Annotated in this window: 22 protein-coding genes; 10 read left to right on the forward strand and 12 right to left on the reverse strand. The window is 65.6% G+C overall.

Annotated features, from left to right (window positions below; all coding sequences use genetic code 11):
• Nucleotide 1 precedes the first annotated feature (1 nt).
• The 3 genes from RJT68_RS01705 to RJT68_RS01715 all read left to right on the forward strand — a co-directional run bounded on the left by RJT68_RS01705 (nt 2) and on the right by RJT68_RS01715 (nt 1,746).
• The gene (locus RJT68_RS01705; protein ID WP_407038655.1) at nt 2-496 is read left to right on the forward strand and encodes a NusA-like transcription termination signal-binding factor; all 495 of its coding nucleotides are present in this window, start codon (nt 2-4) and stop codon (nt 494-496) included.
• A 201-nt stretch (nt 497-697) separates the two neighbouring features.
• Nucleotides 698-1,126 (forward strand): 30S ribosomal protein S12, encoded by a 429-nt coding sequence (locus RJT68_RS01710; RefSeq protein WP_407038656.1) that lies wholly within the window; start codon nt 698-700, stop codon nt 1,124-1,126.
• Between the two features lie 2 nt (nt 1,127-1,128).
• The gene (locus tag RJT68_RS01715) at nt 1,129-1,746 is read left to right on the forward strand and encodes a 30S ribosomal protein S7 (protein ID WP_407038657.1); all 618 of its coding nucleotides are present in this window, start codon (nt 1,129-1,131) and stop codon (nt 1,744-1,746) included.
• A 75-nt stretch (nt 1,747-1,821) separates the two neighbouring features.
• On the opposite strand, the gene RJT68_RS01720 is transcribed toward RJT68_RS01715, so the two are convergent.
• Nucleotides 1,822-3,102: a digeranylgeranylglycerophospholipid reductase gene (locus RJT68_RS01720; protein ID WP_407038658.1), complete on the reverse strand. Its 1,281-nt coding sequence runs from the start codon at nt 3,100-3,102 to the stop codon at nt 1,822-1,824.
• Between the two features lie 139 nt (nt 3,103-3,241).
• Nucleotides 3,242-4,000: a DUF5781 family protein gene (locus RJT68_RS01725; protein WP_407038659.1), complete on the reverse strand. Its 759-nt coding sequence runs from the start codon at nt 3,998-4,000 to the stop codon at nt 3,242-3,244.
• Nucleotides 4,001-4,316: 316 nt separating this feature from the next.
• On the opposite strand from RJT68_RS01725, the gene RJT68_RS01730 reads away from it, so the two are divergent.
• Nucleotides 4,317-6,503, forward strand: coding sequence for an elongation factor EF-2 (locus RJT68_RS01730; RefSeq protein ID WP_407038660.1), 2,187 nt, complete (start codon nt 4,317-4,319; stop codon nt 6,501-6,503).
• 194 nt (nt 6,504-6,697) lie between these two features.
• On the opposite strand, the gene serS is transcribed toward RJT68_RS01730, so the two are convergent.
• From serS to RJT68_RS01755, 5 genes are all read right to left on the reverse strand, one after another.
• Nucleotides 6,698-8,077: a serine--tRNA ligase gene (gene serS, locus RJT68_RS01735; protein ID WP_407038661.1), complete on the reverse strand. Its 1,380-nt coding sequence runs from the start codon at nt 8,075-8,077 to the stop codon at nt 6,698-6,700.
• A gap of 88 nt (nt 8,078-8,165) precedes the next feature.
• The gene (locus RJT68_RS01740) at nt 8,166-8,312 is read right to left on the reverse strand and encodes a hypothetical protein (protein ID WP_407038662.1); all 147 of its coding nucleotides are present in this window, start codon (nt 8,310-8,312) and stop codon (nt 8,166-8,168) included.
• A complete protein-coding gene (locus tag RJT68_RS01745; RefSeq protein ID WP_407038663.1) occupies nt 8,306-8,512 on the reverse strand; it encodes a hypothetical protein in 207 nt (68 codons plus the stop codon). Before RJT68_RS01745 ends, RJT68_RS01740 begins: the two co-directional genes overlap by 7 nt.
• Before the next feature lie 100 nt (nt 8,513-8,612).
• A complete protein-coding gene (gene crcB, locus RJT68_RS01750) occupies nt 8,613-9,080 on the reverse strand; it encodes a fluoride efflux transporter CrcB (protein WP_407038664.1) in 468 nt (155 codons plus the stop codon).
• Nucleotides 9,077-9,502 (reverse strand): fluoride efflux transporter FluC, encoded by a 426-nt coding sequence (locus RJT68_RS01755; RefSeq protein WP_407038665.1) that lies wholly within the window; start codon nt 9,500-9,502, stop codon nt 9,077-9,079. The genes crcB and RJT68_RS01755 overlap by 4 nt, the downstream gene beginning before the upstream one ends.
• Nucleotides 9,503-9,723: 221 nt before the next feature.
• Between RJT68_RS01755 and RJT68_RS01760 the strand changes: the two genes are divergently transcribed.
• The 5 genes from RJT68_RS01760 to RJT68_RS01780 all read left to right on the forward strand — a co-directional run bounded on the left by RJT68_RS01760 (nt 9,724) and on the right by RJT68_RS01780 (nt 16,706).
• Entirely contained in the window at nt 9,724-10,632 is a 909-nt protein-coding gene (locus tag RJT68_RS01760) for a cation diffusion facilitator family transporter (RefSeq protein WP_407038666.1), read from the forward strand.
• A gap of 116 nt (nt 10,633-10,748) precedes the next feature.
• A complete protein-coding gene (locus tag RJT68_RS01765) occupies nt 10,749-11,672 on the forward strand; it encodes an MBL fold metallo-hydrolase (protein ID WP_407038667.1) in 924 nt (307 codons plus the stop codon).
• Between the two features lie 248 nt (nt 11,673-11,920).
• Nucleotides 11,921-13,864, forward strand: a complete 1,944-nt coding sequence (locus RJT68_RS01770) for an AMP-dependent synthetase/ligase (RefSeq protein WP_407038668.1) — start codon at nt 11,921-11,923, stop codon at nt 13,862-13,864.
• A gap of 330 nt (nt 13,865-14,194) precedes the next feature.
• Entirely contained in the window at nt 14,195-15,379 is a 1,185-nt protein-coding gene (gene nirK / locus RJT68_RS01775) for a copper-containing nitrite reductase (protein WP_407038669.1), read from the forward strand.
• 907 nt (nt 15,380-16,286) lie between these two features.
• A complete protein-coding gene (locus tag RJT68_RS01780; protein ID WP_407038670.1) occupies nt 16,287-16,706 on the forward strand; it encodes a response regulator in 420 nt (139 codons plus the stop codon).
• A gap of 152 nt (nt 16,707-16,858) precedes the next feature.
• Here the strand turns inward: RJT68_RS01780 and RJT68_RS01785 are convergent, their stop codons facing one another.
• The 5 genes from RJT68_RS01785 to RJT68_RS01805 all read right to left on the reverse strand — a co-directional run bounded on the left by RJT68_RS01785 (nt 16,859) and on the right by RJT68_RS01805 (nt 20,653).
• The gene (locus RJT68_RS01785; protein WP_407038671.1) at nt 16,859-17,290 is read right to left on the reverse strand and encodes a HalOD1 output domain-containing protein; all 432 of its coding nucleotides are present in this window, start codon (nt 17,288-17,290) and stop codon (nt 16,859-16,861) included.
• Nucleotides 17,291-17,419: 129 nt separating this feature from the next.
• Nucleotides 17,420-17,899 carry an Lrp/AsnC family transcriptional regulator gene (locus RJT68_RS01790; protein ID WP_407038672.1) on the reverse strand — a complete coding sequence of 160 codons (480 nt, stop codon included), beginning with the start codon at nt 17,897-17,899 and terminating at the stop codon, nt 17,420-17,422.
• Between the two features lie 826 nt (nt 17,900-18,725).
• Nucleotides 18,726-19,316 (reverse strand): magnesium transporter, encoded by a 591-nt coding sequence (locus tag RJT68_RS01795; protein ID WP_407038673.1) that lies wholly within the window; start codon nt 19,314-19,316, stop codon nt 18,726-18,728.
• On the reverse strand, nt 19,313-19,885 hold the full coding sequence (locus tag RJT68_RS01800) for a magnesium transporter (RefSeq protein ID WP_407038674.1): 573 nt from the start codon (nt 19,883-19,885) through the stop codon (nt 19,313-19,315). The genes RJT68_RS01795 and RJT68_RS01800 overlap by 4 nt, the downstream gene beginning before the upstream one ends.
• A 138-nt stretch (nt 19,886-20,023) precedes the next feature.
• A complete protein-coding gene (locus RJT68_RS01805; RefSeq protein ID WP_407038675.1) occupies nt 20,024-20,653 on the reverse strand; it encodes a DUF2391 family protein in 630 nt (209 codons plus the stop codon).
• Between the two features lie 109 nt (nt 20,654-20,762).
• Here RJT68_RS01805 and RJT68_RS01810 point away from each other — a divergent pair, with 109 nt between their 5' ends.
• Entirely contained in the window at nt 20,763-22,454 is a 1,692-nt protein-coding gene (locus RJT68_RS01810) for an aldehyde ferredoxin oxidoreductase family protein (protein WP_407038676.1), read from the forward strand.
• The last annotated feature ends 99 nt before the right edge of the window (nt 22,455-22,553 follow it).

Genomic DNA, 22,553 nt, shown 5'->3' on the forward strand with positions numbered 1-22,553 from the left:
AATGGGCGTCACCCTGGACGACGACGCCCGGCGATACCTCGCGCTGTTCGAGGACGTCACCGGCGCGACGGGAACCGACTGTCTGATCGGCCCTGCAACCGGTGGCGGCGACCGCGGCGCGGACGACGGATCGAAGCCACCCGAGTCCGACGGCGACGACGGCCCCGAGGACCGGCTGGTGATCGTCGTCTCGAGCGACCAGATGGCCGAGGCGATCGGCCCCGGCGGTCGGACCGTCAAGCGGTTCGAAGAGCGCGTCGACGCGCCGGTCCGCCTGGTCGAGGACGCCGACGACCCGGCGTCGTTCGTCGCGAACGCCTTCGCGCCCGCGGCGGTGTACAACGTCACGATCAGCGAGAACGACGACACCGTCGCCTACGTCGAGGTCGCGGAAGAGGACCGCGGCGTCGCGATCGGCACGGACGGGCGGACGATCGAAGCCGCCCGCACGCTGGCGGAGCGACACTTCGCCATCGACGACGTCCAGCTGATCTGATACCCGCCGGCCCGTCTCGACCGGGTCGGCGTTCGAAATTCTCCTGCCCGCCGAGGCGCGCTAACCTCCGCTCGAGCCGTCACTCCGACGCGCCGAAACGCGCTCAGATCTCTCGAGCGGGGTCGATCGACCGCTCTCGCGGCGTAACGATCCGGGCGAAACGGGGCGCTTAAGTGCTTTCGTCGGATAGCCACGGGTACTATGGCAAACGGCAAGTACGCCGCGCGCAAGCTCAAGAAGGACCGCCAGAATCAGCGGTGGTCCGACTCCGACTACGCGCGCCGCGCACGGGGCCTCCGCGAGAAGTCCGACCCCCTCGAGGGCGCCCCGCAGGCTCGAGGTATCGTCCTGGAGAAGGTAGGCATCGAGGCGAAACAGCCCAACTCGGCGATCCGAAAGTGCGTCCGGGTCCAGCTGATCAAAAACGGCAAGCAGGTCACCGCGTTCTGCCCCGGCGACGGCGCGATCTCGTTCATCGACGAGCACGACGAGGTCACCATCGCGGGCATCGGCGGCGCGAAGGGTCGCGCGATGGGCGACCTCTCGGGCGTCAACTACAAGGTCGAGAAGGTCAACGGCGTCGCCATGCTCGAACTGGTTCGCGGCAACGCGGAGAAACCGGTGCGATAACCATGTCGGCAGAAGACGAACAACCCGAACCCGACGCGCCGGTTGGTGGCGAGGAGAGCGACCTCTCGGCGAAGCTCTTCGGTACGTGGGACGTCTCCGAGATCGAGTACGCCGATCCCTCGACCGAGCGCTACATCAACGTCACGCCGATCGCCCACACGGCCGGTCGCCACGCCAGCAAGCAGTTCCAGAAGTCCCAGGTCTCGATCGTCGAGCGCTTCATCAACCGGCTGATGCAGACCGAGGAGAACACGGGCAAGAAACTGCAGACCCTCAACCTCGTGCGCGACGCCTTCGACATCGTCCACGAGCGGACCGAGGAGAACCCCGTGCAGGTACTCGTCAGCGCGGTCGAGAACGCGGCCCCGCGCGAGGAGACCGTCCGCCTGAAGTACGGCGGCATCTCCGTCCCGAAGGCGGTCGACGTCGCCCCGCAGCGCCGGGTCGACCAGGCGCTGAAGTTCATCGCCGAGGGCGTCCACAGCGCCTCGTTCAAGTCGGCGACCCCCGCCGAGGAGGCCATCGCGACCCAGCTCATCGGCGCGGCGAACTACGACGTCCAGACGTACGCGATCAGCCAGAAAGAGGAGAAAGAGCGCGTCGCGGCGGCCGCACGCTAACGCTCTCCGCGATTTTCGTCGTCTCGAGTTCTCGAACGGCGCGAACTGTTCTCTTCGATCGAACGGAACCCCTTCTCAGCGCAGCGACCGGAGCAGCTTCTCGAGTCGTCCCAGGTGTCCGTCCAGGTGGAGTTCCTCCTTCGCGAGCTCCGCGAGGGTGGGGACGTCCTCGAGGTGGAGCAGGCTGGCGATCGCGAGCGGATCGCCGCTGTTGGCCCTCGAGAGCGCGCCGTCGTCGAGGCCGCGCAGATCGCGCATGAAGTCGTCGTAGCGCTCGTCCGGCGCGAGGTAGAGCAGCTTCGCCATGAGCAGGCGGGCTTTCGCGTTGGGCGCGACCTGGCGGTGCCAGAGGCGCTCGTAGACCGAGAGCTTCTGGGCGGAGGTGTCGGGTTCGTCCGGAGAGAGGGCGCTGTCGGCCGTCGCCGCGGCGATCCGCCCGGAGCGCATGCACTTGCCGATGCCCTCGCCCCAGACGGGGTCGATGGAGGGCACGGTGTCGCCGATGGCGATGAAGCTGTCCGTGGTCATCTTCGTCGGCAGCTGGATGTGGGCCGAACCGCGGTGGCCCTGCTTCCCCTCGATCCGCTCGGCGTTCTCGAACCGGGGGTCGGACTCGAGCCAGCGCTCGAGGTAGTCGTCGATGGTGAACCCGTCGCGGCCGTACTGCTGGTAGCGCTCGCTCTGGATGTAACAGAGGCCGACCTTGGCCGTGTCCTCGCCCGTGTGGAAGATCCAGGCGTAGCCGCCGGGGGCGACGTCGTGGTCCAGCCGCAGCATCATCGCGTCGGAGAGGTCGGCGTACTCCGGGTGATCGATCTCGATACCCTCGTACTCGTACTCGATGCCGATCGCCTGGTTCTCCCGCTTCAGGTCGACGACGCCGAGCTTCTTCGCCAGCGGCGCGCTCGGGCCGGTCGCGTCGATGACGATGTCCGCGTACACCGTCTCCGAACCGTTGTACCGGACGCCGACGAGCTGGTCCCCTTCGAGTTCGGGTTTCGTCACCCGGGCGTCGAAGCGGTACTCGGCGCCCTGCTCGCGCCCCTCGTCGACGAGCCAGTTTTTGAACTCGCCGAACTCGAGGACGGCGCCGGCCTGCTCGCGCACGAAGTAGCTACTGGGCGACTCGAGGACGACGCTGTCGGTGGGGTGCTGGACGACCTCGTCGGGGATGCCGAAGGCCGAGAGCGTGGAGGGGAACGTCCCTGCGGTCGACTTGTTGCTGGTCCGGGGAAACTCGTCTTCGGACTCGGTCTCGAGGACGACCACGTCGTACCCTCGCGTCGCAAGATCTCGAGCGCACTGTGCGCCGGCAGGCCCCGCACCCGCGATCGCCACGTCGTAAGTCCCGGTCATAGTAGATCAACAGCTAACTACGCTATTTACGCGGAGGACTCTCTTTATGCCTTCCATTTCCGGCGGCAAGTGAACCCGTTTTTCGTTGTTTCGCGGCGGACGGATCGACCGTTCGGCCCCGCCCGTCGCGTCCCCGCGTTCAGTCAGCGGCCACTTCGGCGCCGTCGCCGCCGACGTACGAGCGGGTCGCGTCGACCAGCACCTGCCGGTAGGTACTCTCGTCCGGATCGTCGCTCAACTCCTTGAAGCGGCGCTTGAACCCCCCGAAGTCGACGGACGGGGCGTCCATCGCGGCGGCGTGCGCGAGGTCGTAGAGGTGGTGATCGGTCGCGACGAGGTCGTGGCGCTCGACGAGCGCCAGCGCGAACGCCGCGTTCACCGCCGTGATGTCGGGGTCCGCCCCGCCCGAGAGCCGCCTGAGCCCCGGTTGCGGCGGGGTCGGTCGGTCCGCGAGCGCGGCCGCGAGGCTCGCCTCGAGGAACGCGAGCAGCTTCTCGCCCGGGCCGACCGAGAGGGTGATGTCGTCGGCGTAGATGTCCTTCATGTGGTTGGCGATCTGGTAGCAGTGGGCGAGTTTGCGCCGCTCGACGCTGCGGCCGGCGAGCGCGAGGTAGAGCACCTCTTCGGTCGACTGGGTGTGGGAGGGGTGGGCCTCCTCGTAGCGGGCCATGTGGGCGAACTCGTGGAGGGCGAGTTCCCGCGCCATCGCGCTCGAGGCGGCCTGCCGCGAGATGTTCAGGACGTGGCGGTCGTCGTAGTGACCGGCCCAGGTCCGTTCGTCCGGGTCGTCCCGGAGGTGGACGTGAACCGGCAGAGAGAGGTCGTGTTCGGTCTCGAAGAGGTCCCGGGCGCTGAGAAACGGCGCCGTCGGGCCCGGCCCCTTCACGCGAAGATCCATGCTTGATCGTACCAGGGTCTCGGAGACTATTACTGTGGCGGCGACTCGGACGCGGTGACGCCGCGATCGCGCTCGAACGGATCCCGTCGCTCGAGCGCCGTACCCGGACGCCACCCCCGATCGCGATTCCACCGCCACCGTTGGTCGCGACGCAGCGGCGCACCGTCCGCGGCGGGGCGCGACGGCTGGCGTCCGTAAAGTGCGTGCTATTCACTCGCGTAAAGTGGACGTTCGCTCCGCTCGAGGGGTCTTCGCGGCGATTCGGGCGAAGACGAAACACTACCCTTTTGACCCCGGTACCGGTAATGGGGGGTATATGGGCCGACGCAAAAAGATCGTCCAAGAGTGCGAACGGCTGATGGACGAACCGGAGAACATCCGGAACATCGCCATCGCCGCTCACGTCGATCACGGGAAGACGACCCTTTCTGACAATCTCCTCGCCGGTGCCGGCATGATCTCCGACGAGACGGCCGGCGAACAGCTCGCGATGGACACGGAGGAAGACGAGCAGGAGCGCGGGATCACCATCGACGCGGCGAACGTCTCGATGACCCACGAGTACGAGGGGACCAACCACCTCATCAACCTCATCGACACGCCGGGCCACGTCGACTTCGGCGGCGACGTCACCCGCGCGATGCGCGCCGTCGACGGTGCGCTCGTGGTCGTCGACGCCGTCGAGGGCGCCATGCCCCAGACCGAAACGGTGCTGCGCCAGGCGCTGCGCGAGGGCGTCAAGCCCGCGCTGTTCATCAACAAGGTCGACCGCCTCATCTCCGAGCTCCAGGAGGGGCCCCAGGAGATGCAGGAGCGACTCCTGAAGGTCATCCGCGACGTCAACGAACTCATCCGCGGCATGACCGAGGACATGGACGACGTCGACGACTGGACCGTCTCCGTCGAGGAGGGGACCGTCGGCTTCGGCTCGGCCCTCTACAAGTGGGGCGTCTCCATGCCGTCGATGCAGCGCACCGGCATGGACTTCGGCGACATCATCGACCTCGAGCAGGCCGGCGAGCGCCAGGAACTCCACGAGCGCACGCCGCTGTCGAACGTCGTGCTCGACATGGTCTGTGAGCACTTCCCGAACCCGGTCGACGCCCAGCCCCGACGTGTTCCGCGCATCTGGCGCGGCGACGCCGAGTCGGACCTCGCGGAATCGATGCGCGTCGTCGACGAAGACGGCGAGGTCGTCCTGATGGTCACCGACATCTCGATGGACCCCCACGCGGGCGAAATCGCCACCGGCCGCGTCTTCTCCGGCACGATCGAGAAGGGCCAGGAGCTGTACGTTTCGGGCACCGCGGGCAAGAACCGCGTCCAGAGCGTCGGCATCTTCATGGGCGGCGAGCGCGAGGAGGTCGAGCACGTCCCCGCGGGGAACATCGCCGCGGTGACGGGGCTGCGAGACGCCATCGCCGGCTCCACGGTCTCCGAGAAGGAGATGACCCCGTTCGAGTCGATCGAGCACATCTCCGAGCCGGTCATCACGAAGGCCGTCGAGGCGAAGACGATGGACGACCTGCCGAAGCTCATCGAGACGCTCCGCCAGGTCTCCAAGGAGGACCCCACGATCCAGGTCACGATCAACGAGGACACCGGCGAGCACCTGATCTCCGGGCAGGGCGAACTCCACCTCGAGGTCATCACCCAGCGCATCGAGTCCAACCAGGGCATCCCGGTCCACACCGGTGAGCCGATCGTCGTCTACCGCGAGGCCGTCCAGCGGGCGAGCGACACGGTCGAGGGCATCTCGCCCAACCGCCACAACCGCTTCTACATCTCCGCCGAACCGCTCTCGGACGAACTCGTCGAGACGCTCAAGATGGGCGAGGCGACGATGGACATGCCCGAACTCGAGCGCCGCGAGGCGCTGATAGAGGCGGGCATGGACAAGGACGACGCCCAGATCGTCGAGCACATCCACGGCGCGAACATCCTGCTCGACCAGACCAAGGGTATCCAGCACCTGAACGAGACGATGGAGCTGTTCATCGAGGGACTCGAGGAGGCCCTCGACAACGGTCCGCTCGCCAACGAGCCGGTCCAGGGAACGCTCATCCGCCTCCACGACGCGAAGCTCCACGAGGACACCATCCACCGCGGGCCCGCCCAGGTCATCCCGGCGACCCGCGAGGCCGTCCACAAGTCGCTGATCGACGGCCACATCAAGCTGCTCGAGCCGATGCAGGACGTCCGCATCGACGTGCCGAACGACCACATGGGCGCCGCCTCCGGCGAGATTCAGGGCCGACGCGGCCGCGTCGACGACATGTACCAGGAGGGCGACCTCATGGTCGTCGAGGGCATCGCCCCCGTCGACGAGATGATCGGCTTCGCGAGCGACATCCGCTCCGCGACCGAGGGTCGGGCCTCCTGGAACACGGAGAACGCCGGCTTCGAGGTCATGTCCGACTCCCTCCAGCGCGAGAAGATCATGGAGATCCGCGAGCGCAAGGGCATGAAGCTCGAGCTGCCCCCGAGCATCGACTACCTGTAGAATCGGTCTTCGATCTTCGATATTTTCGTTTCCGAGAGCCGGTACGGGCGTTTCCGAGAGCGGACCGTCTCCGCGGATTCGCCGGCGTCTCTCCAGCCGTGGTTCCGTCCCGTGGGCGAGGTTCTCGGTTCCGTCGACGTTCTCGTCCTATCCGAGGTCGATATCGTTCGTTGCCAGTGAGGACGTCTCCGGTCTCACTCGCGCTCGCCGGCGCCCAGCGCGCTCTCGCCGACCTTCTCGTGGCCCTCGATGACCTCCTGACCGTCCATGTACGGCCGCAGGGCCTCGGGGATGGTCACCGTGCCGTCGTCGTTCTGGTAGTACTCGAGGATCGCCACCATCACGCGCGGCAGGGCGAGCCCGGACGCGTTGAGCGTGTGGACGTACTCCGCGGACTCGTGGCGCTCGGGACGGTAGCGCAGGCCGGTCCGGCGAGCCTGGAAGTCCTCGAAGTTCGACGCGCTCGAGACCTCGAGCCAGCGGCCGCCCTCCTCGGGGCCGTCTTCCATGTCGTCGCCCGGCGTCCAGACCTCGATGTCGTAGGTCTTCGCGGAGGCGAAGGTGAGGTCGCCGGTGCAGAGTTCGAGGATGCGGTAGGGTAACTCGAGTCGCCGCAGCACCTCCTCGGCCTCCTCGAGCAGGCCCTCGAGGCGGTCGTAGCTCTCCCCGGGTTCGACGAAGTTGACGAGTTCGACCTTGTTGAACTGGTGGACCCGGACGATGCCGCGGGTTTCCGTGCCGTGCTCGCCGGCCTCCCGGCGGAAGTTGGGGGTGTACGCCTGGTGCTTGAGCGGGAGGTCCTCCTTGAGCAGGATCTCCTCGGCGTACATGTTGGTGACGGGCACCTCCGCGGTGGGGCAGAGCCAGAGGTCCTCGTCCTCGTAGGGCTCCTCGTTGCTGCCGCCAAGCCGGTAGGCGTCCTCGACGAACTTGGGGAACTGCCCGGTGCCGCGCATGGACGAACTCTTGACGGGGATCGGCGGGAAGAGGTCGACGTACCCCTGCTCGCGGTGGACGTCCATCATGAACTGGACCAGGGCGTGTTCGAGGCGGGCGCCGTCGCCCTTGAGGAAGTAGTAGCCCGAGCCGGTCGTCTTGGCCGCCCGCGCCTCGTCGATGACGTCGAGGTCTTCGCCCAGTTCGTAGTGCGGGGTGATCTCGTCGGCGTCGACGCGAAGGTCGTCGAATCCCCAGCGGCGGGCCTCGACGTTATCGGACTCCTCCGCGCCGACGGGAACCGACTCGTGGGGTACCTGGGGAAACTCGAGTAAGGCCGCCTCGAGGTCGTCCTCGAGTCGGATGGCCTCCGACTCGACCTCCTCGATCTCGGCTTTGAGGTTTTGCGACCGCTCGATGGCCTCCTCGGCTTCCTCGTCCTTTCCCTCCTGTTTGAGTCGGCCGATCTTCCCGCTGACCTCGTTGCGCTCGTGGCGGAGGTCGTCGCCGCGGGCTTTCAGTTCGCGCCACCGTTCGTCGAGGTCGAGCACCGCCTCGAGGTCGACGTCGGCGCCTCGGTTCTCGAGGGCCGCGCGCACCTCCTCGGGGTTCTCGCGCAGATACGTCCGGGACAGCATCGGCCGTCGATTCACCCCGGCCGGCCTAAATCGTGTCGGATGCGTCGTCGGCGCCCTCGTCCGCCGCGTCCGCGCCGCGGTCGGCGCGTCACCCGCCGACCGCCTGCTGCAGGAGGGTGACGAGTTCGAAGTAGACGACGAGTCCGAGCAGCACGACGAGGATCGAGAGGGTGAACGGGAGCACCGTCCGCCGGCGGTCGGAGAGCACGGCGACGCTGGCGAGTCGGATCAGCATCGGTCGACCCCGTCGGATTCGGTCGAGACATCGGCTCCCGCCTCGACGGCCGCTCGAGTCGCGATGGACCGGACGACCCGGTCGAGGAGCGGTTCGTCCTCCGCGCGTACCTCGGCGGTCGAGTCGGAGTTCGTGTCCGCGCTCGAACTCGAGTTCTCGTTCGCGCTCGGCGTCGCGTTCGCGTCAGCGTTCGGGACCATGGTAACGACGGCCACGGACCGACACTTGAAACTCAGTCAGACGTCCGAATGACGAGTCCGACGCCCGAACGACGGAGGTGCGACGCCGTCCGGATCGCGCTCAGAGGGGGCCGACCGCGGTCAGCGCCCAGGCCACGCCGATCGCCGCGAGCGAGGCGATCAGGGTGCCGGCGGCGTTGACCGCGGCGAGCAGGCGGTCGCCCCGCTCGTACAGCTCCACGGTCTCGAGGGAGAACGTCGAGAACGTCGTGAACGCGCCGCAGACGCCGACGCCGAGCAGCAGCATCGTCGTCTCGCCGACCCTCGAGAAGGTCGCGAGGCCGAGGACGAAGCTCCCGACGGCGTTCACCGCGAGCGTCGGCCACGGAAACCGCCCGCTCGGGAGGCGGACGGAGGTGAGGTGGCGCAGAATCGCGCCGATCGCGCCGCCGATTCCGACGAGGTGGGCCGGCGCCGGGTCGACGGCTTCGAGTCCACCGAGCGCAGCGGCCGGCGGGAGCGGTGACGGCGACCCGAGACCCGTGGCGACGGCGAGGGCGATGGCGACCGCGCTCGCGCTCGCGCTCACGCGGTCTCACCTCCCGACGCGGCGGTCGGTTCGTCCCGTTCGAGCACCCGGCGGGCGAGGGCGCGGCTTCCGACGACGGCGGCGACGCCGAGGCCGTAGTTGCCGGCGACGACGGCGACGAGGGCGAGCGGACTCCCGGCGAGCGCCGTCTGGACGGCGAACGCGCTGTAGGTCGTCAACGAGGAGCAAAAGCCGGTCGTGAGCAGGACGCGGGTTCGCCTGTCGAGGAGGTCTCCGGACACCGCCTCGTGCGTCACGAATCCCAGCAGGGCGCTGCCGACCACGTTGACGAGCAGCACCGCCGCGACCTCGGGGAACGCCCCGTCGACGAGGTGTCTGAGGCTCGCCCCGGTGACGCCGCCGACGGCGATCAGGGCGAGCGTCTCGAGGCGAACGAGCGGGTGGGTGTGGTCCGTGCTCATGGCGTGCGAGAGCAGGGACCGTCAGCCGGGGGTCCGGCGGTTGGGTCGGGCGGGCCCCATCACCCGGGTCCGGGTTCGAACGCCCGGTCGGCGTTCCGAGTCGGCGGGACGTTCTCGGCCCGAGCCGATGAGCGTTCCGAATCCCGACTCGGCGCTCGACGTCCGCCCGAGACTCGAGTCCGAACCTTCAAGCCTCGAGTGGCGCTACTCCACCGGTACCGATGGACGACGAGTGGCGGCGGGGGCGACGAGCGTTCAGGCGGGCCTCCTGGGCGAACGTCCTCGGCAACGTGGTGAAGATCGCGGTCGAGGGCGCCGTCGGGATCGCCTTCGGGAGCGTCGCCCTCCTCGCGGACGCGGCCCACTCGCTCGCCGACCTCGTGGCGAGCTTCGTCGTCCTCGTCTGGGGCGGCCGGTCGTTCGACGAACCCGACGAGACCCACCCGCACGGCCACGAGCGGATCGAACCGCTGACGGCGCTGTTCGTCGGCGCGATCATCGCGCTGCTCGGGTTAAACCTGCTCTACGAGTCGGTACACGGGCTGGTGTCCGGCACCGACGTGCGCTACAGTCCCCTGTTACTCGCCGCGCTGAGCTTCGCGATCCTCGACATGTACCTCGTCTACTGGTACACGGTGCGCGTCAACGCCACCCTCGACTCGATCGCGCTGACGGCGCTCGCGAAGGACTGCCTCAACGACATCTACACCTCGGTCGCCGTCGTCGTCGGCGTCGTCGGCGTCCTGCTCGGCCAGCCCCTCCTGGACCCCCTCGCCGGCGGCTTCGTCAGCCTGCTGGTCGTCTACCAGGGGTACGAGATCGGACGCGAGAACGTCGACTACCTCGTGGGGGCCGCCCCGCCGGCCGAGAAGCGCCGGGAGATTACGCGCGCGTTGCGCGCCCACGAGGAGGTCGAGGGCGTCCACGACCTGACCGTCTTCTACCACGGCCCGGTGCTCGAGGTCGAGGTGCACGTGGAGGTCGACGGCGACATGCCGTTCCGCGAGGCCCACGACCTCGAGACGGAACTGGCCGCCGAACTTCGGGGCCTCGAGGACGTCGGCGACGCCCACGTCCACCTCGATCCGTCGGGGATGGGGGAGTGGAAGGATCGGATCGACCGGATCTGACCGTCTGCGTCGGACGCACCTCATCGCGGCCGACGGCGGCCCGCGTCGCGCTCCCGATCCCCGATCGCCCTACCGACATGCTAGGGTTTAACCCGCACCGCAACGGCCTACCCGGTATGGACGCCGGAACGGTCCAGGAAGTCACGGCGGGAGACTGTACGGACCTCTACTGCATCGACACCGAGATGTACGACACGCCGGAGTACGGCGCGGTGTACGTCATCGACGACGAACGCCCCGCCGTCGTCGAGACCGGCCTCGGATCGAGCTACGAGCGCATTCTCGAGGGTCTCGAGGAGCTCAATATCGCCCCCGAGGATCTCGAGGTGATCGCGGTGACGCACGTCCACCTCGACCACGCCGGCGGGGCGGGCTACCTCGCCGAAGCGTGCCCGAACGCGGAGGTGTACGTGCCGTCGATCGGCGCCCCGCACCTCGTGGACCCGGGGAGACTGGTCGCGGGCACGAAAGCGGCCGTCGGCGAGCAGTGGGAGTACTACGCCGAACCCCGGCCGATCCCCGAAGAGCGGATCGTCGAGATCGAGGACGGCGATACGATCGACCTCGGCACCCACGAACTCCGGGTTCACGAGGCGCCGGGACACGCCCCCCACCAGGTCGTCTTCGCGGATCCCGCGAACGACGCCGTCTTCGTCGCCGACGCCGCGGGCATCTGGATCCCCGCCATCGAGGTGGTTCGCGAGACGTCCCCGCCGTCGAACTTCGACCTCGAGCGGTGCCTCGAGGACGTCGAGACCCTGAAGGAGATCGACCCGGACGTGCTGCTGTACACCCACTACGGGCCGCGGTACGTCGGCGACGACCTCGAGGAGGCGATGGACGAGTACGCCTCGGTGCTCCGGGAGTGGGTCGCCGCCGTCGAGGCGAAACGGGAGGAACTCGGCGACGACGAGGCGGTGATCGAACACTTCGCCGAGACCTCCGACATGACCGACGTCTGGAGCGAGCGGAAGGCGGCCGCGGAGGAGCGACTGAACGCGCGGGGGGTGCTCGGCTACCTGACCTACCGGGACTCGTAGCGACGGCCGCCACTGTCACCGGTAGGTTCCCGCTCGGTTCTCGATCCGTCGACCGGACCGTCGTTCGAGGGGCGACCGTCCCCGAGATCGACGCTCGACCGCCCGCGAGCAACGGCTGACCGGTTCCTCGAGAGTTCCGAAACGACCTGTTTCGGCGGTGTGAAGTCGACGGACGGTCGAATAATAAACCGAAATTGCGTGAAACGCGTTTCATCACATTTTATCGCGCGGGAGCTACTGTCACACATATGAACTGGCGGGAAGCCGAACGAGAGTACGAGGACGCGGTCATCGGGGAGACGACGCTGGGGCGACTGTTCGAGGACGCCGCCGAACGTCACTCGAACCGGCCGGCGCAGATATACAAGGGGGGAATCTACGATCGGTCGCTCACCGAGTCGGTCCTTCCGGCGGCGCCCGACGGTGACTACCGGGAGATCTCGTACGCGGAGATGCGCGACGTCGTCCGGAACCTCGCGGCCGGCTTTCGCGACCTCGGCGTCGAGCGAGGTGATCGCGTCGGCATCTTCGCCAACACGCGCATGGAGTGGGCCCAGACGGACTTCGCGCTGCTGGGGGCCGGCGCCGTCGTCACCACCGTCTACACGAGTTCCTCGCCGGCGCAGGTCCGGTACCTCCTCGACGATCCGGGCGCCTCCGCCGTCGTCGTCGAGAACGAGGACCTGCTCGAGCGCGTCCTCGAGGTCGAAGCCGACCTCGACCTCGAGTTCGTCGTCTCGATGGACCGCCTCGAGGGGTACGACGACCGCGACGACGTCCTGGAACTGGGGGAGGTATACGAGCGGGGGCAGGAGGGCTTCGACCTCGAGGCGTACCAGGAGTGGGTCGACGCGCCGGACCTGGACGACCTGGCGAGCCTGATCTACACCAGCGGGACGACGGGCCGGCCGAAGGGGGTTCAGCTGACCCACCGAAACTTCCGGTCGAACGTCAACGGGGTCCGCAAGCGGTTCGGTCCGCGACCGGACAAGTCCGACGACGTCCCGGTCCTCGACGAGGAGTCGCTCGCGGTGTCCTACCTGCCGCTGGCGCACGTTTTCGAGCGGACCGCGGGTCACTTCGTGCTGTTCGCGAGCGGGGCCTGCGTCGCCTACGCCGAGAGTCCCGACACGCTCCAGGAGGACTTCTCGCTCGTTCGGCCGAAGACGGCGACGAGCGTTCCGCGCGTCTACGAGAAGATCTACGACGCCATCCGCGAGCAAGCGAGCGAGTCGGGGCTGAAACGGCGGATCTTCGAGTGGGCGACCGACGTCGGCGTCGAGCACCAGGAGACGGCGTCGCCCGGACCCCTGCTGGACGCGAAGATGGCGATCGCGGACAGGCTCGTCTTCTCCTCGGTTCGCGGGGCCCTCGGCGGCGAGATCGAACTGCTGATCAGCGGCGGCGGGAGCCTCTCGCCCGAACTCTGTCGGCTCTACCACGCGATGGGGCTGCCCATCTACGAGGGGTACGGCCTGACCGAGACCGCTCCCGTGGTCTCGACCAACCCGCCGGAAGCGGTGCAGGTCGGTACCATCGGCCCGCCGCTGAGCAACGTCGAGATCGACGTCGACGGGCGAGTCGTCGATCAGGACGCCTTCGACGACCCCGGCGAGGTCGGCGAACTCCTCGTGAAGGGCCCGAACGTCACTCCGGGCTACTGGGAGAAACCCGGCGCCACCCGGGAAGCGTTCACGGAGGACGGGTGGTTTAGAACGGGGGACATCGTCCACGTCCGCCCGGACGGCTACCTCGAGTTCCGCGACCGCGCGAAGCAGATCATCGTCCTCTCGACGGGCAAGAACGTCGCGCCCGGTCCGATCGAGGACGCCTTCGCCGCCAGCGAGGTCGTCGAGCAGGCGATGGTCGTCGGCGACGGCGAGAAGTTCGTCGGCGCGTTGCTCGTCCCCAACACCGAGCACGTCCGCGAGTGGGCCGACGCGGAGGGGATCGACCTACCCGACGACCCCGAGGACCTGTGCGACGACGAGCGCGTCCGCGAGTACGTTCAGGCGGAGGTCGACCGCGTCAACCGGAGCTTCGAGAAACACGAGACGATCAAGCGGTTCGAACTCGTCCCGAAGGAGTTCACCGAGGAGAACGACATGCTCACGCCGACGATGAAGAAGAAGCGCCGCGTCATCCTCGACCGCTTCGAGGACCGCCTCGAGCGGATCTACGAGGACGCCTGATCGGTTCGATCCGGACTGGTCGCCGGTCGGGGTGCTCGCTTTACCGGTAGTCAGTAAGACGGATTCCGTACTCAGAAATCATGGAGAACGGTACGGCTTTGTTGATCCCCTCGATTGGTGACGGGGTATAGCGACCGTGCCGAAGAGAAGGCACGAATGTGGAACGGCCCGAGGAGCGATTCTTCGACCGCGACGACTGGCGTATGCCCTCCTCTCACGACGTGAGTCGTGGGGTTCCGCTCTGTAATCTGGCCCCATCATCTCCCCGCTTTTCAGCCGCCTGTACAGGCAACGCCAACCTCCATTGGGCGCGTGGCGCTCCATCTGTTCGTGACTCACCACAGGTCTCGCCGACGAGTACTCAAGGCTCTCGGCACCGTCGGCGGCGCGAGCGCGCTCGCCGGATGTAGCGCCCTCACCCAAGACGGTAATGGCGGCGGACCCGGCTCCGGCAACGGCAACGGCAACGGAGGGGGGAACGGAGGCGACGACGAGGAGGGTGAACCCGCAAAAGAAACGACCGTCGACACCATCGCCGCCGACCCCACCGACGTCCCCGACCCCGTCGACTGGGACGAACCCCGATACCACGAACTCGAAATCCAGACCGAAGAACACGTCGCCGAAATCGAAGACGGCGTCACATACGACTTCATGACCTTCGAGGGGCAGGTCCCGGGCCCGTTCATCCGCGCCCGCGTCGGCGACACCATCCACCTCACGTTCGACGTCCCCGAGGACCTCAACGACATGGTCCACAACATGGACTTCCACGCCGTCTACGGCCCCGGAGGTGCGGCAGCCGACACCACCATCGCCCCCGGGGAAGGCCCCGTAGAAATCGAATTCACCCTCGAGTACCCCGGCGCGTTCTACTACCACTGCGCGCCCGGCGAACACGACCTCCACATCAGCAGCGGCATGTTCGGCACCATCCTCGTCGAACCCGAGGACGGCCTCCCCGAGGTCGACCGCGAACTCCACCTCGGGCAACACGAACTCTACACCGACCGTCCCAAAGGCGAGGAGGGACACCACGGGTACGACTACGACGCCCTCGAGAACGAGGAACCGACGTACGTCCTCTTCAACGGCGAACAGGGGCGCTTCGCCGAGGGCGGAGAGGTCGGACGAATCCCCATCGAGCAAGGCTCTACCGTTCGCATCTACTGGTGTAACGGCGGGCCCAACTTCGTGAGCGGGCCCCACCCCATCGGAAACGTCTGGACCAACTGGTACGACTACGGCGACCTCGACAGCGAACCGGTCAGCCACGTCGAAGGCGCGGCTCTCCCACCGGGGACGGCCGCCGTCGGGGAGCTCGAAACGCCCGTCCCCCAGCCGATCCACCTCGTCGACCACGCGCTCTCCCGAGTCGTCCGAAAGGGACTCATGGCCGAACTCGAGGTCAACGGCGAAGAGAACCCCGACGTGTACAACCCGGACCCGACGTCCAGCCAACCGGACAACGGAACGCAAACCGGAACGCAAAACGAGACCGAGATCGTCGATTAGGCTCGGATACTGTGCCATGTGTATTGTGTCTGTCGTGTGTTCTCCTCCCTGCCGTTCGCGGCGGAGACTCTCACGCAGTCGAGCGAGAGCGGACGCTCCCTTGGTGGCCGAGCGCTCGAGGATTTCGTCTTCGGAGAGTGAGCCATCGCCCCACCGACGCTTCTTGCCTGCAAAACGGGCATTCCTGTGCAACTTTTCCGACCCGGAGTGGTGGTGGAGTGAGCGGATGGTTCGCTGGTTTCGGCACGAACCGAACGGAGGCGGAATGCTAAACACACCCCCTGACTCGGTTACGTCGTTTTTGACAAGAACCGACCAGTTCGTTCAGTGGTTGCTGAGTTCAGGGCGCGAACCGGTCACGAGATCCAGTCAGCCCCGACGTTAGATACAGGAAAACTAGTGAGCGTCTTTTGGGTGGAGATACGTACCTTCATTCGCAAGAAGCCACTTCGTCTGTAGCTTATGCATGTCCGATTTTAACGTGATTGAGTTCAGGGCGGCTCAAACCATCCCTTGAAGTAGCGGGTTCAGGTGATTGAATCACCGTACACTACTCAACATCTTCTACCGGGATAGCCATTAAATATATAAAATATATGTTATGGAGAAAAAAGGTGCGTTTGTTTGAAGCGGTACTTTGTAGATGCAATATTGTTCACTACAGGGAACGTAGGCTTCCATCGGTAACGGCGTCACTCGACAATATGCTCCGTACCAGCTGCCCGCTACAGTGAGTCAAGGGGGTTTATCCCTGTGGCGGTCATTGAAGTAGTACAGTACATTCCTCGTATGTGTCCGCTCTAACCAGCAGTGGATTACGTATCAACGGCCCTTCGCCGTTCCAACTCCCGGGAACCGCCCGCATGGTTCGCATGCGTCACTCAGACGTGTTCTGTAAGAGCGAGCCATGACACCAACACTCTATCCCCATTCACCGGGTGACATCGACGACCTCCTACTGGTGGAGAATAACCCCCGAGATATTCGCTTCATCGAAGAGACGTTCAGCACCTCTCCACTAGAGGTCACCGTTCACAGCGTATCGAGTAGTGACGCTGCTATCCATTTTCTCCAGCGACGTGGCGACTACGCAGATGCTCCCGAACCCGACCTCGTATTCGTCAACTGGAATCTCGTGGAGATGACAGACGACGAAGTGGTCACGACGTTGCAGACCGATTACTCGCAGATCCCGCTCGTGATACTGACTGTCTCGAGAACACGGGTGCCGACGAGCCACTCGTCGCGGGCAGACCTCGTGACAGAAAAACCGACCGACCTCGAGGGGTACATCGAAATCGTTCGCGCAATAGCTCCCGGTCAATAAGCCCGTGTAGCAAACGGACGGTTCCACGTTTTCGGTGTGAAACAAAACGATGACGCCGTGCTACACTCATCCTCTGAGTCTGTCATGCCACTTCTGACAGAAGTATAGCAGTTCGAGCGGTCGTACTGAACCCACAGCGCAGGCCACGTTGTTCAGTCAGTGTCACCTGGTTGCCGTGTTCTCGAATCCAACTCGGCATCCGTTTCGGAAGTGGGATCTGCCGTACCGGTTCGATTAATTTCTACTGCGTGACTGTGGGCAGCGTGGATCTCGAAGAAATCCTGTGCCGTTTCCATATCCACGTTTTCTTTCTTCTCCCCGCAGGTGTTACATCGAGCAACGTACTGGCCACGATCTTGCACGTCGATTAGTATTTCTCCACTAGCTTCGACGCGGATTCGCCGGCCAAGATACTGGAACTCAGCCTTCGAACTGCTACTGGATTGGAGAAACACCCGAAGGGCCTCTGCGTCGACCGCGTCGCCTAACGGCGGAAGTTCAACGATAGAAACACCCATCTCTTCGGCAATAGGCGAGAGAATTTGGTGGTAGAGGTCCTCTTGGCTAAGTGGTTCTCGGTCCATTTTCCACAACTCCGATAGGATGGTTACTGCCAAAAAGGATTTGGTCATTTATCGTCTCATCAAAGACAACACCTCTATCAGATTGTATACTCAAAACACGTTGCCCGAGTGTTTATTAGCGGGACGGGGCTAGCGGGACGATACTATGTTTTCGCCAAAGTGGTTGAAGGGGCGAACTTTCTCGTCGCTGACTAAGTGTTGACTTTCTATTGTCAGGCCAAGGTCGGTCAAGTCGGAGGCGATGTCAGTGATCTCTTCAGCAGTGTCGGTAACCGCTAAGGGGCGAACGTTCTCCTTCGAGCTGAGGATCTCTTCGACCCGCACGACGTTTTGGAGTTGGAGAGCTTCCGCGGCGAGGGCCTTCCGTTCGTCGACCGGTGCAGTACAGGTGAATCGGATTCGTAATTGGAACCCCGCCTTTTCGTAATTAATCTTCGGGTAGTAGCCTTCGATGATACCTTGCTCTTCGAGATTTTCAATTCGGTTCCGTATCGTCTGATCAGAGACGGAGAGATGTTCGGCCATCTCTACTGTGCTGATGTGACGGGCATCCTCCTGAAGCAAATGGAGGATGCCGAAATCGACCTCATCCAATTCGTCCGTGGGCATGGACGAACTTCCGTAGGGAGAGGCATATGGTCTTTGCCTTCCAGAACTCGTATTCAGCAAGAGAACGGTCGTCATGCGAACAGTACCGACGACGGGGCAGATTCGAACGGCTTCGCGCCGGGCAGAGGGTCAATTTGTGAATGGTAGTGATCGCATAGACCACCGGTTTTGATGCAGAATAAGCGAAGCCGTCGTGCTGAACTCATCCTCTGTATCTTGCACGGCAGTTCTCTCATCGACCGAGGGTTTCAACAGAGCCATCGATTCCGAGTGTGACCGCTCATCGCCAGTGCGCCCAACACGTAAGATACGCTACTATCTATTGGGACACGATGGACGTTGACAACCCGCTACTGACTACCAGCGACGCACGGGACTTTGCCGCAAAAATCGTTCTCGTGACGACTGTCGTCCTCATGGTGATCGCACTGAAAGTTCCACTCCCGGGTCACGGAGGTGGAAACGTCCTCCTCTTCCTCCTTGCACCGGTAATCGGCGGGGGTTGTGGGTTCATCGGATGGGCGTGGCGCGAATGGAATAACTCGCGAACTCGTCTTCCTCGTCAACTTGACGCCAATCTCACGACCCGTCATCGTGCTCCCGACTACTGTTACGCCCGCCGAATCGTCTTCTTCGGCGTCTTCTCCGTTCCGCTGTGGTCCCCGTTGCACAGTTCTCGCTCCCGATCGCGACGTTTCCGTTCGGCAAAGCGCTCGACCGCTACCCGGAGATGACGCTCGAGTTCGAGCGCGCCGTCCCGACCGAACGCGGTCTCCCGCCGCTCGCGCTCGGCCGGATGCGCCGTCGACTCGGGATCCCCGCGGCCTCACAGGACGACCGTGACGACCCCGAAGAGGATGAGTACGCCCGTGATGTCGCAGATGTTCGTGACGACCGGGATGGTCGTGTCGTCGGGGTCGTACCCGAGGCGGTAGGAGACGTACACGGAGACGGAACTGACGATCACGACCCAGACGGCCAGCAGCATACCCGAGACTACCGTGATGAACAACAGCGTGGCGAGCCCCAGGGTGCCCCCGAGAAGCCGTCCGATCGCCCACGAGGCGAACCCCAGCAGGACGAACACCGTCGCCGCCAGTCCGAGCACGGCCCCCACGTTCGCCCGGACGTTCGGATTGTCGGGGGAGAACTCGAGGGTCCCGAGGTGGAGCAGGGTCGACAGCCGCGAGCACATGATCGAGCCGAGGTTGCCCGCCGTCCCGATCACGACGGGAACGAGGATCAACAGCGAGGGCTGTTCGAGCAGCTGGTCCTCGTAGCTCTCGAGGACGGTCCCCGACGTCATCTGGAGCACCGAGAGGGCGGCGAGCAGCGGGACGAGCGTCCTGACGATCCCCCGGACGGTCCACTCGTCGGAGAGCTGCTCGCCGAGCGGGCCGTCCGACCCCGCGCTCACAGGATCACCCCTGCGACGGCGATGCCCACGAGCAGGAAGGCGACGCCGAAGACGTCGCCCACGGTCGTGACGACCGGCCCGATGACGTTGTCGGGGTCGAGCCCCCGCCGGTAGCCCTTGAAGATCACGGTGAGCAACACGCCCAGCATCGCGAACGCCGACAGCACCGCCGCGACGAACATGATGACGACCAACTCGAGCAGGTTTCCCTGTCGGCCGAGGACGAGCAACACCGCCCACGCGACGACGGCGATGAACTCCGAGACGATGATGCCGTTCAGAAAGGAGGCGACGACCGCGTTGCGGAGGCGGTCGTTCCACTCGAAGGTGGGATCGATCAATCCCTGGTGGAGCCCGCTCGAGAGGCGGGCCCCGAGCGAGCCGTAAACGCCGCCGCGAGTGGCGAGGAACGCGGGTAACAACAGCAGGACGCCGGGGACGCTCTCGATCCCCTCGCGCATCGTCTCGGTTCCGAGGAGGGTCCCCGCGAACAGTCCCGCCACGAGACTGACGAGGATGACCGGCAGCGCCTGCCTGTAGACGGTCGCGGCGGAGTCGTGACCCACCATCTGTCGAACCGTACGTCCCTGGCGCATTAAATATTGATTTCGCGGGGAGGCGCGGTTCCTCGGCTCCGTTCAGGTCCCGTTTACGGACCTCCGTCGACTGTCGGGCTCTGCGTCGATGAGGACGGCTACCGCGTCGGATCAGTTCTCGCCGGGGAGGATGTCGCCTAACGACCCGCCGACGGCCATGGCCGTCGCGACGATCGACACCTGGCAGACGTTGACCCAGGGGTCGTCCCACGAGATCCGGCCCCACAGCGTCATCGGACCCGCTGCGGTGACGAACGCGATCGCCACCACCCACACCGGACGGCGCGGGACGATCCCGAAATACGGGTTGTTGATCTGTACCTCGCGAAAGTCGGCCACGTAGAGGATCCCCACGACGAGCGAGACCGCAAAGACGGCGTTCGCCGCGAACAGCGCCGGCCTCGAGGCGAGGTAGGCGCCGATCTCGAAGACGCCGTCCTCGACCAGCATCGGGATGCCGACGACGACGCTGCCCACGAACGCCTCGGCCTTGTCCTTCGCGGTGAACCGCGTGATCACCGTCTCCATCCTTCGGTTGTGCGAGAGCCGGTGTAGCAGCCGCATCGTCTTGCGAACCTCCCGCTGCTCGCTCGCCCCGTCGACGGTCTCCTCGAGCGTCTCGAGCTGGGACAGCACGTCCTCGAGCGTCGGTGCCGAGGAGCCGACGCCGTCGGCCGTCCGGACGGCCGATCCGCGCTCCTCGCCGTCCGCGATCCGATCGGCGCTCCCCGATCCTGCCATACTACCGGGTCTCAGTCCCGCGACTTAAGCGGTCGGTCCGGCCCGCACCGACCGATCGAGCGTCCGGAAAACCGGTATCGTTTTGCGGATGCGTGCGGGTTTATGACACATGAAACACGTACGGGGACCGCTGTGTACGATCGACGTCGGGGAGCGAACGGCCGAGACCGAGGACATCGACGAGATCCTCGAGACGTACCTCGGCGGTCGCGCCCTCGGAACGAAACTCGCCCACGAGCGGATTCCGTTCGACGTCGACCCGCTCGGGCCCGAGAACCGCCTCTACTTCGCGACGGGTCCGCTCCAGCACTCGACGATGAGCTTCACCGGCCGGATGTCCGCGACCGGCGTCTCGCCGCTGACCGACGGGTTGCTCTCCTCGAACGCCGGCGGCTTCCTCTCGCGGAACTTCACCGGAACGGGCTACAGCGCCGTCGAGATCACGGGCGAGAGCGACGACCTCGTCATCGTCCACGTCACCGACGACGGCGTCGAGTTCGAGGCGGTTCCGGACCTCGAGGAGGCGACGGTCTCGGAGACCTGCGAGTACATCGAGGAGGAACGCGGCCTCGGGGAGGATCACACCGTCGTCGTCGGCCCCGCCGGCGAGAACCGGGTCCGGTTCGCCTCGATGATGACCTCGAAGGAGCGGGCGTTCGGCCGCGGCGGGTTGGGCGCCGTCCTCGGGTCGAAGAACGTGAAGGCGATCACCTTCGACGGCGACTCGACCCGCGAGGTCGAGATCCCGCCGATCCAGATGGAGATCCACGGCGAGGCCGCCAAAGCCGACCACCCGATGAAGGCCCAGGGGACGACCTCGGTCACCGAGTACGCGAACATGGTCGAGGCGCTGCCCAGCTACTACTTCTCCGAACTCTCCTTCGAGGGGATCGAGGGCGTCAGCGGCGACCGAGTCGAGGAGAAGAAGTACAAGAAGGGGACCTGCTCGGCCTGCGCGTTCGCCTGCAAGCTTCCCACGCGCGACGAGGAGTCGGGCCTCGAGACGGAGGGGCCGGAGTACGAGACGCTGATGGCCTTCGGCCCGAACTCCGGCGTCGACGACATCGTCGACGTGATGCGGGCGAACAAGCTCTGCGACGACCTCGGGATGGACACCATCTCCTGTGGCGACACGGTCGCGGCCTACCTCGCCAGCGAGGACGAGTTCGGCAACGCCGACCTGATCCACGACCTCGTCGAGAAGATCGCCTACCGTGAGGGGATCGGCGACACGCTCGCCGAGGGCGTCGACCGCATCCACGACGACCTCGGCGTCGAAAACTGGAGCGTCAAGGGAATGGAGTTCTCGGCTCACGACGGGCGCACCCTGAACGGTCAGGGACTCTCGTTCGCCACGTCCAACCGCGGCGCCGACCACATGTACGCCGAGTTCTACCCCTACGAGTACCCGCTCGTCGACGCCGAGAAGGCGTTCGACAAGGCCGGTCTCGAGGGAAAGCCGCCGAAGATCGTCGAACTCGAGAACGTCAACGCGATCAAGGACAGCGCCGTCCTCTGTAAGTTCTCACGGGACTTCGTCGACGAGGAGCGCCTCTCGACGCTGCTCGACGCCGACTACGAGGACCTCCTCGAGATCGGCGGCCGCGTCGTCTCCCTCGAGCGCCACTTCAACAATCAGCGCGGCTTCGACCGCTCGGACGACACCCTCCCCTACGAGATCCCGGACTTCGAGGACGGACTCGACGAGTACTACGAGGTGCGCGGCTGGAACGACGACGGCACGGTCCCGTCGGCGCTGCTCGAGGAGTCGGGGTCGGACGCGGCGCCCGCCGACGACTGAACCGGGTCGCTGCCGTTCGTCGCCGCTCGAGACGGGGTCGGAGCCGTTCGGTTCGAAAATGGCACCCGCGGAGAGACAGGGACAGACAACGTGGAGACG

This window comes from Halovalidus salilacus (assembly GCF_031852275.1).
Lineage (GTDB): Archaea > Halobacteriota > Halobacteria > Halobacteriales > Natrialbaceae > Halovalidus > Halovalidus salilacus.

What these genes read in the sequence shown, in the direction of transcription:
- RJT68_RS01705 (WP_407038655.1), top strand. Translation starts at nt 2, where the DNA reads ATGGGCGTCACCCTGGACGACGACGCCCGGCGATACCTCGCGCTGTTC.
- RJT68_RS01710 (WP_407038656.1), top strand. Translation starts at nt 698, where the DNA reads ATGGCAAACGGCAAGTACGCCGCGCGCAAGCTCAAGAAGGACCGCCAG.
- RJT68_RS01715 (WP_407038657.1), top strand. Translation starts at nt 1,129, where the DNA reads ATGTCGGCAGAAGACGAACAACCCGAACCCGACGCGCCGGTTGGTGGC.
- RJT68_RS01720 (WP_407038658.1), bottom strand. Translation starts at nt 3,102, where the DNA reads ATGACCGGGACTTACGACGTGGCGATCGCGGGTGCGGGGCCTGCCGGC.
- RJT68_RS01725 (WP_407038659.1), bottom strand. Translation starts at nt 4,000, where the DNA reads ATGGATCTTCGCGTGAAGGGGCCGGGCCCGACGGCGCCGTTTCTCAGC.
- RJT68_RS01730 (WP_407038660.1), top strand. Translation starts at nt 4,317, where the DNA reads ATGGGCCGACGCAAAAAGATCGTCCAAGAGTGCGAACGGCTGATGGAC.
- serS (WP_407038661.1), bottom strand. Translation starts at nt 8,077, where the DNA reads ATGCTGTCCCGGACGTATCTGCGCGAGAACCCCGAGGAGGTGCGCGCG.
- RJT68_RS01740 (WP_407038662.1), bottom strand. Translation starts at nt 8,312, where the DNA reads ATGCTGATCCGACTCGCCAGCGTCGCCGTGCTCTCCGACCGCCGGCGG.
- RJT68_RS01745 (WP_407038663.1), bottom strand. Translation starts at nt 8,512, where the DNA reads ATGGTCCCGAACGCTGACGCGAACGCGACGCCGAGCGCGAACGAGAAC.
- RJT68_RS01755 (WP_407038665.1), bottom strand. Translation starts at nt 9,502, where the DNA reads ATGAGCACGGACCACACCCACCCGCTCGTTCGCCTCGAGACGCTCGCC.
- RJT68_RS01760 (WP_407038666.1), top strand. Translation starts at nt 9,724, where the DNA reads ATGGACGACGAGTGGCGGCGGGGGCGACGAGCGTTCAGGCGGGCCTCC.
- RJT68_RS01765 (WP_407038667.1), top strand. Translation starts at nt 10,749, where the DNA reads ATGGACGCCGGAACGGTCCAGGAAGTCACGGCGGGAGACTGTACGGAC.
- RJT68_RS01770 (WP_407038668.1), top strand. Translation starts at nt 11,921, where the DNA reads ATGAACTGGCGGGAAGCCGAACGAGAGTACGAGGACGCGGTCATCGGG.
- RJT68_RS01780 (WP_407038670.1), top strand. Translation starts at nt 16,287, where the DNA reads ATGACACCAACACTCTATCCCCATTCACCGGGTGACATCGACGACCTC.
- RJT68_RS01785 (WP_407038671.1), bottom strand. Translation starts at nt 17,290, where the DNA reads ATGGACCGAGAACCACTTAGCCAAGAGGACCTCTACCACCAAATTCTC.
- RJT68_RS01790 (WP_407038672.1), bottom strand. Translation starts at nt 17,899, where the DNA reads ATGCCCACGGACGAATTGGATGAGGTCGATTTCGGCATCCTCCATTTG.
- RJT68_RS01800 (WP_407038674.1), bottom strand. Translation starts at nt 19,885, where the DNA reads ATGGTGGGTCACGACTCCGCCGCGACCGTCTACAGGCAGGCGCTGCCG.
- RJT68_RS01805 (WP_407038675.1), bottom strand. Translation starts at nt 20,653, where the DNA reads ATGGCAGGATCGGGGAGCGCCGATCGGATCGCGGACGGCGAGGAGCGC.
- RJT68_RS01810 (WP_407038676.1), top strand. Translation starts at nt 20,763, where the DNA reads ATGAAACACGTACGGGGACCGCTGTGTACGATCGACGTCGGGGAGCGA.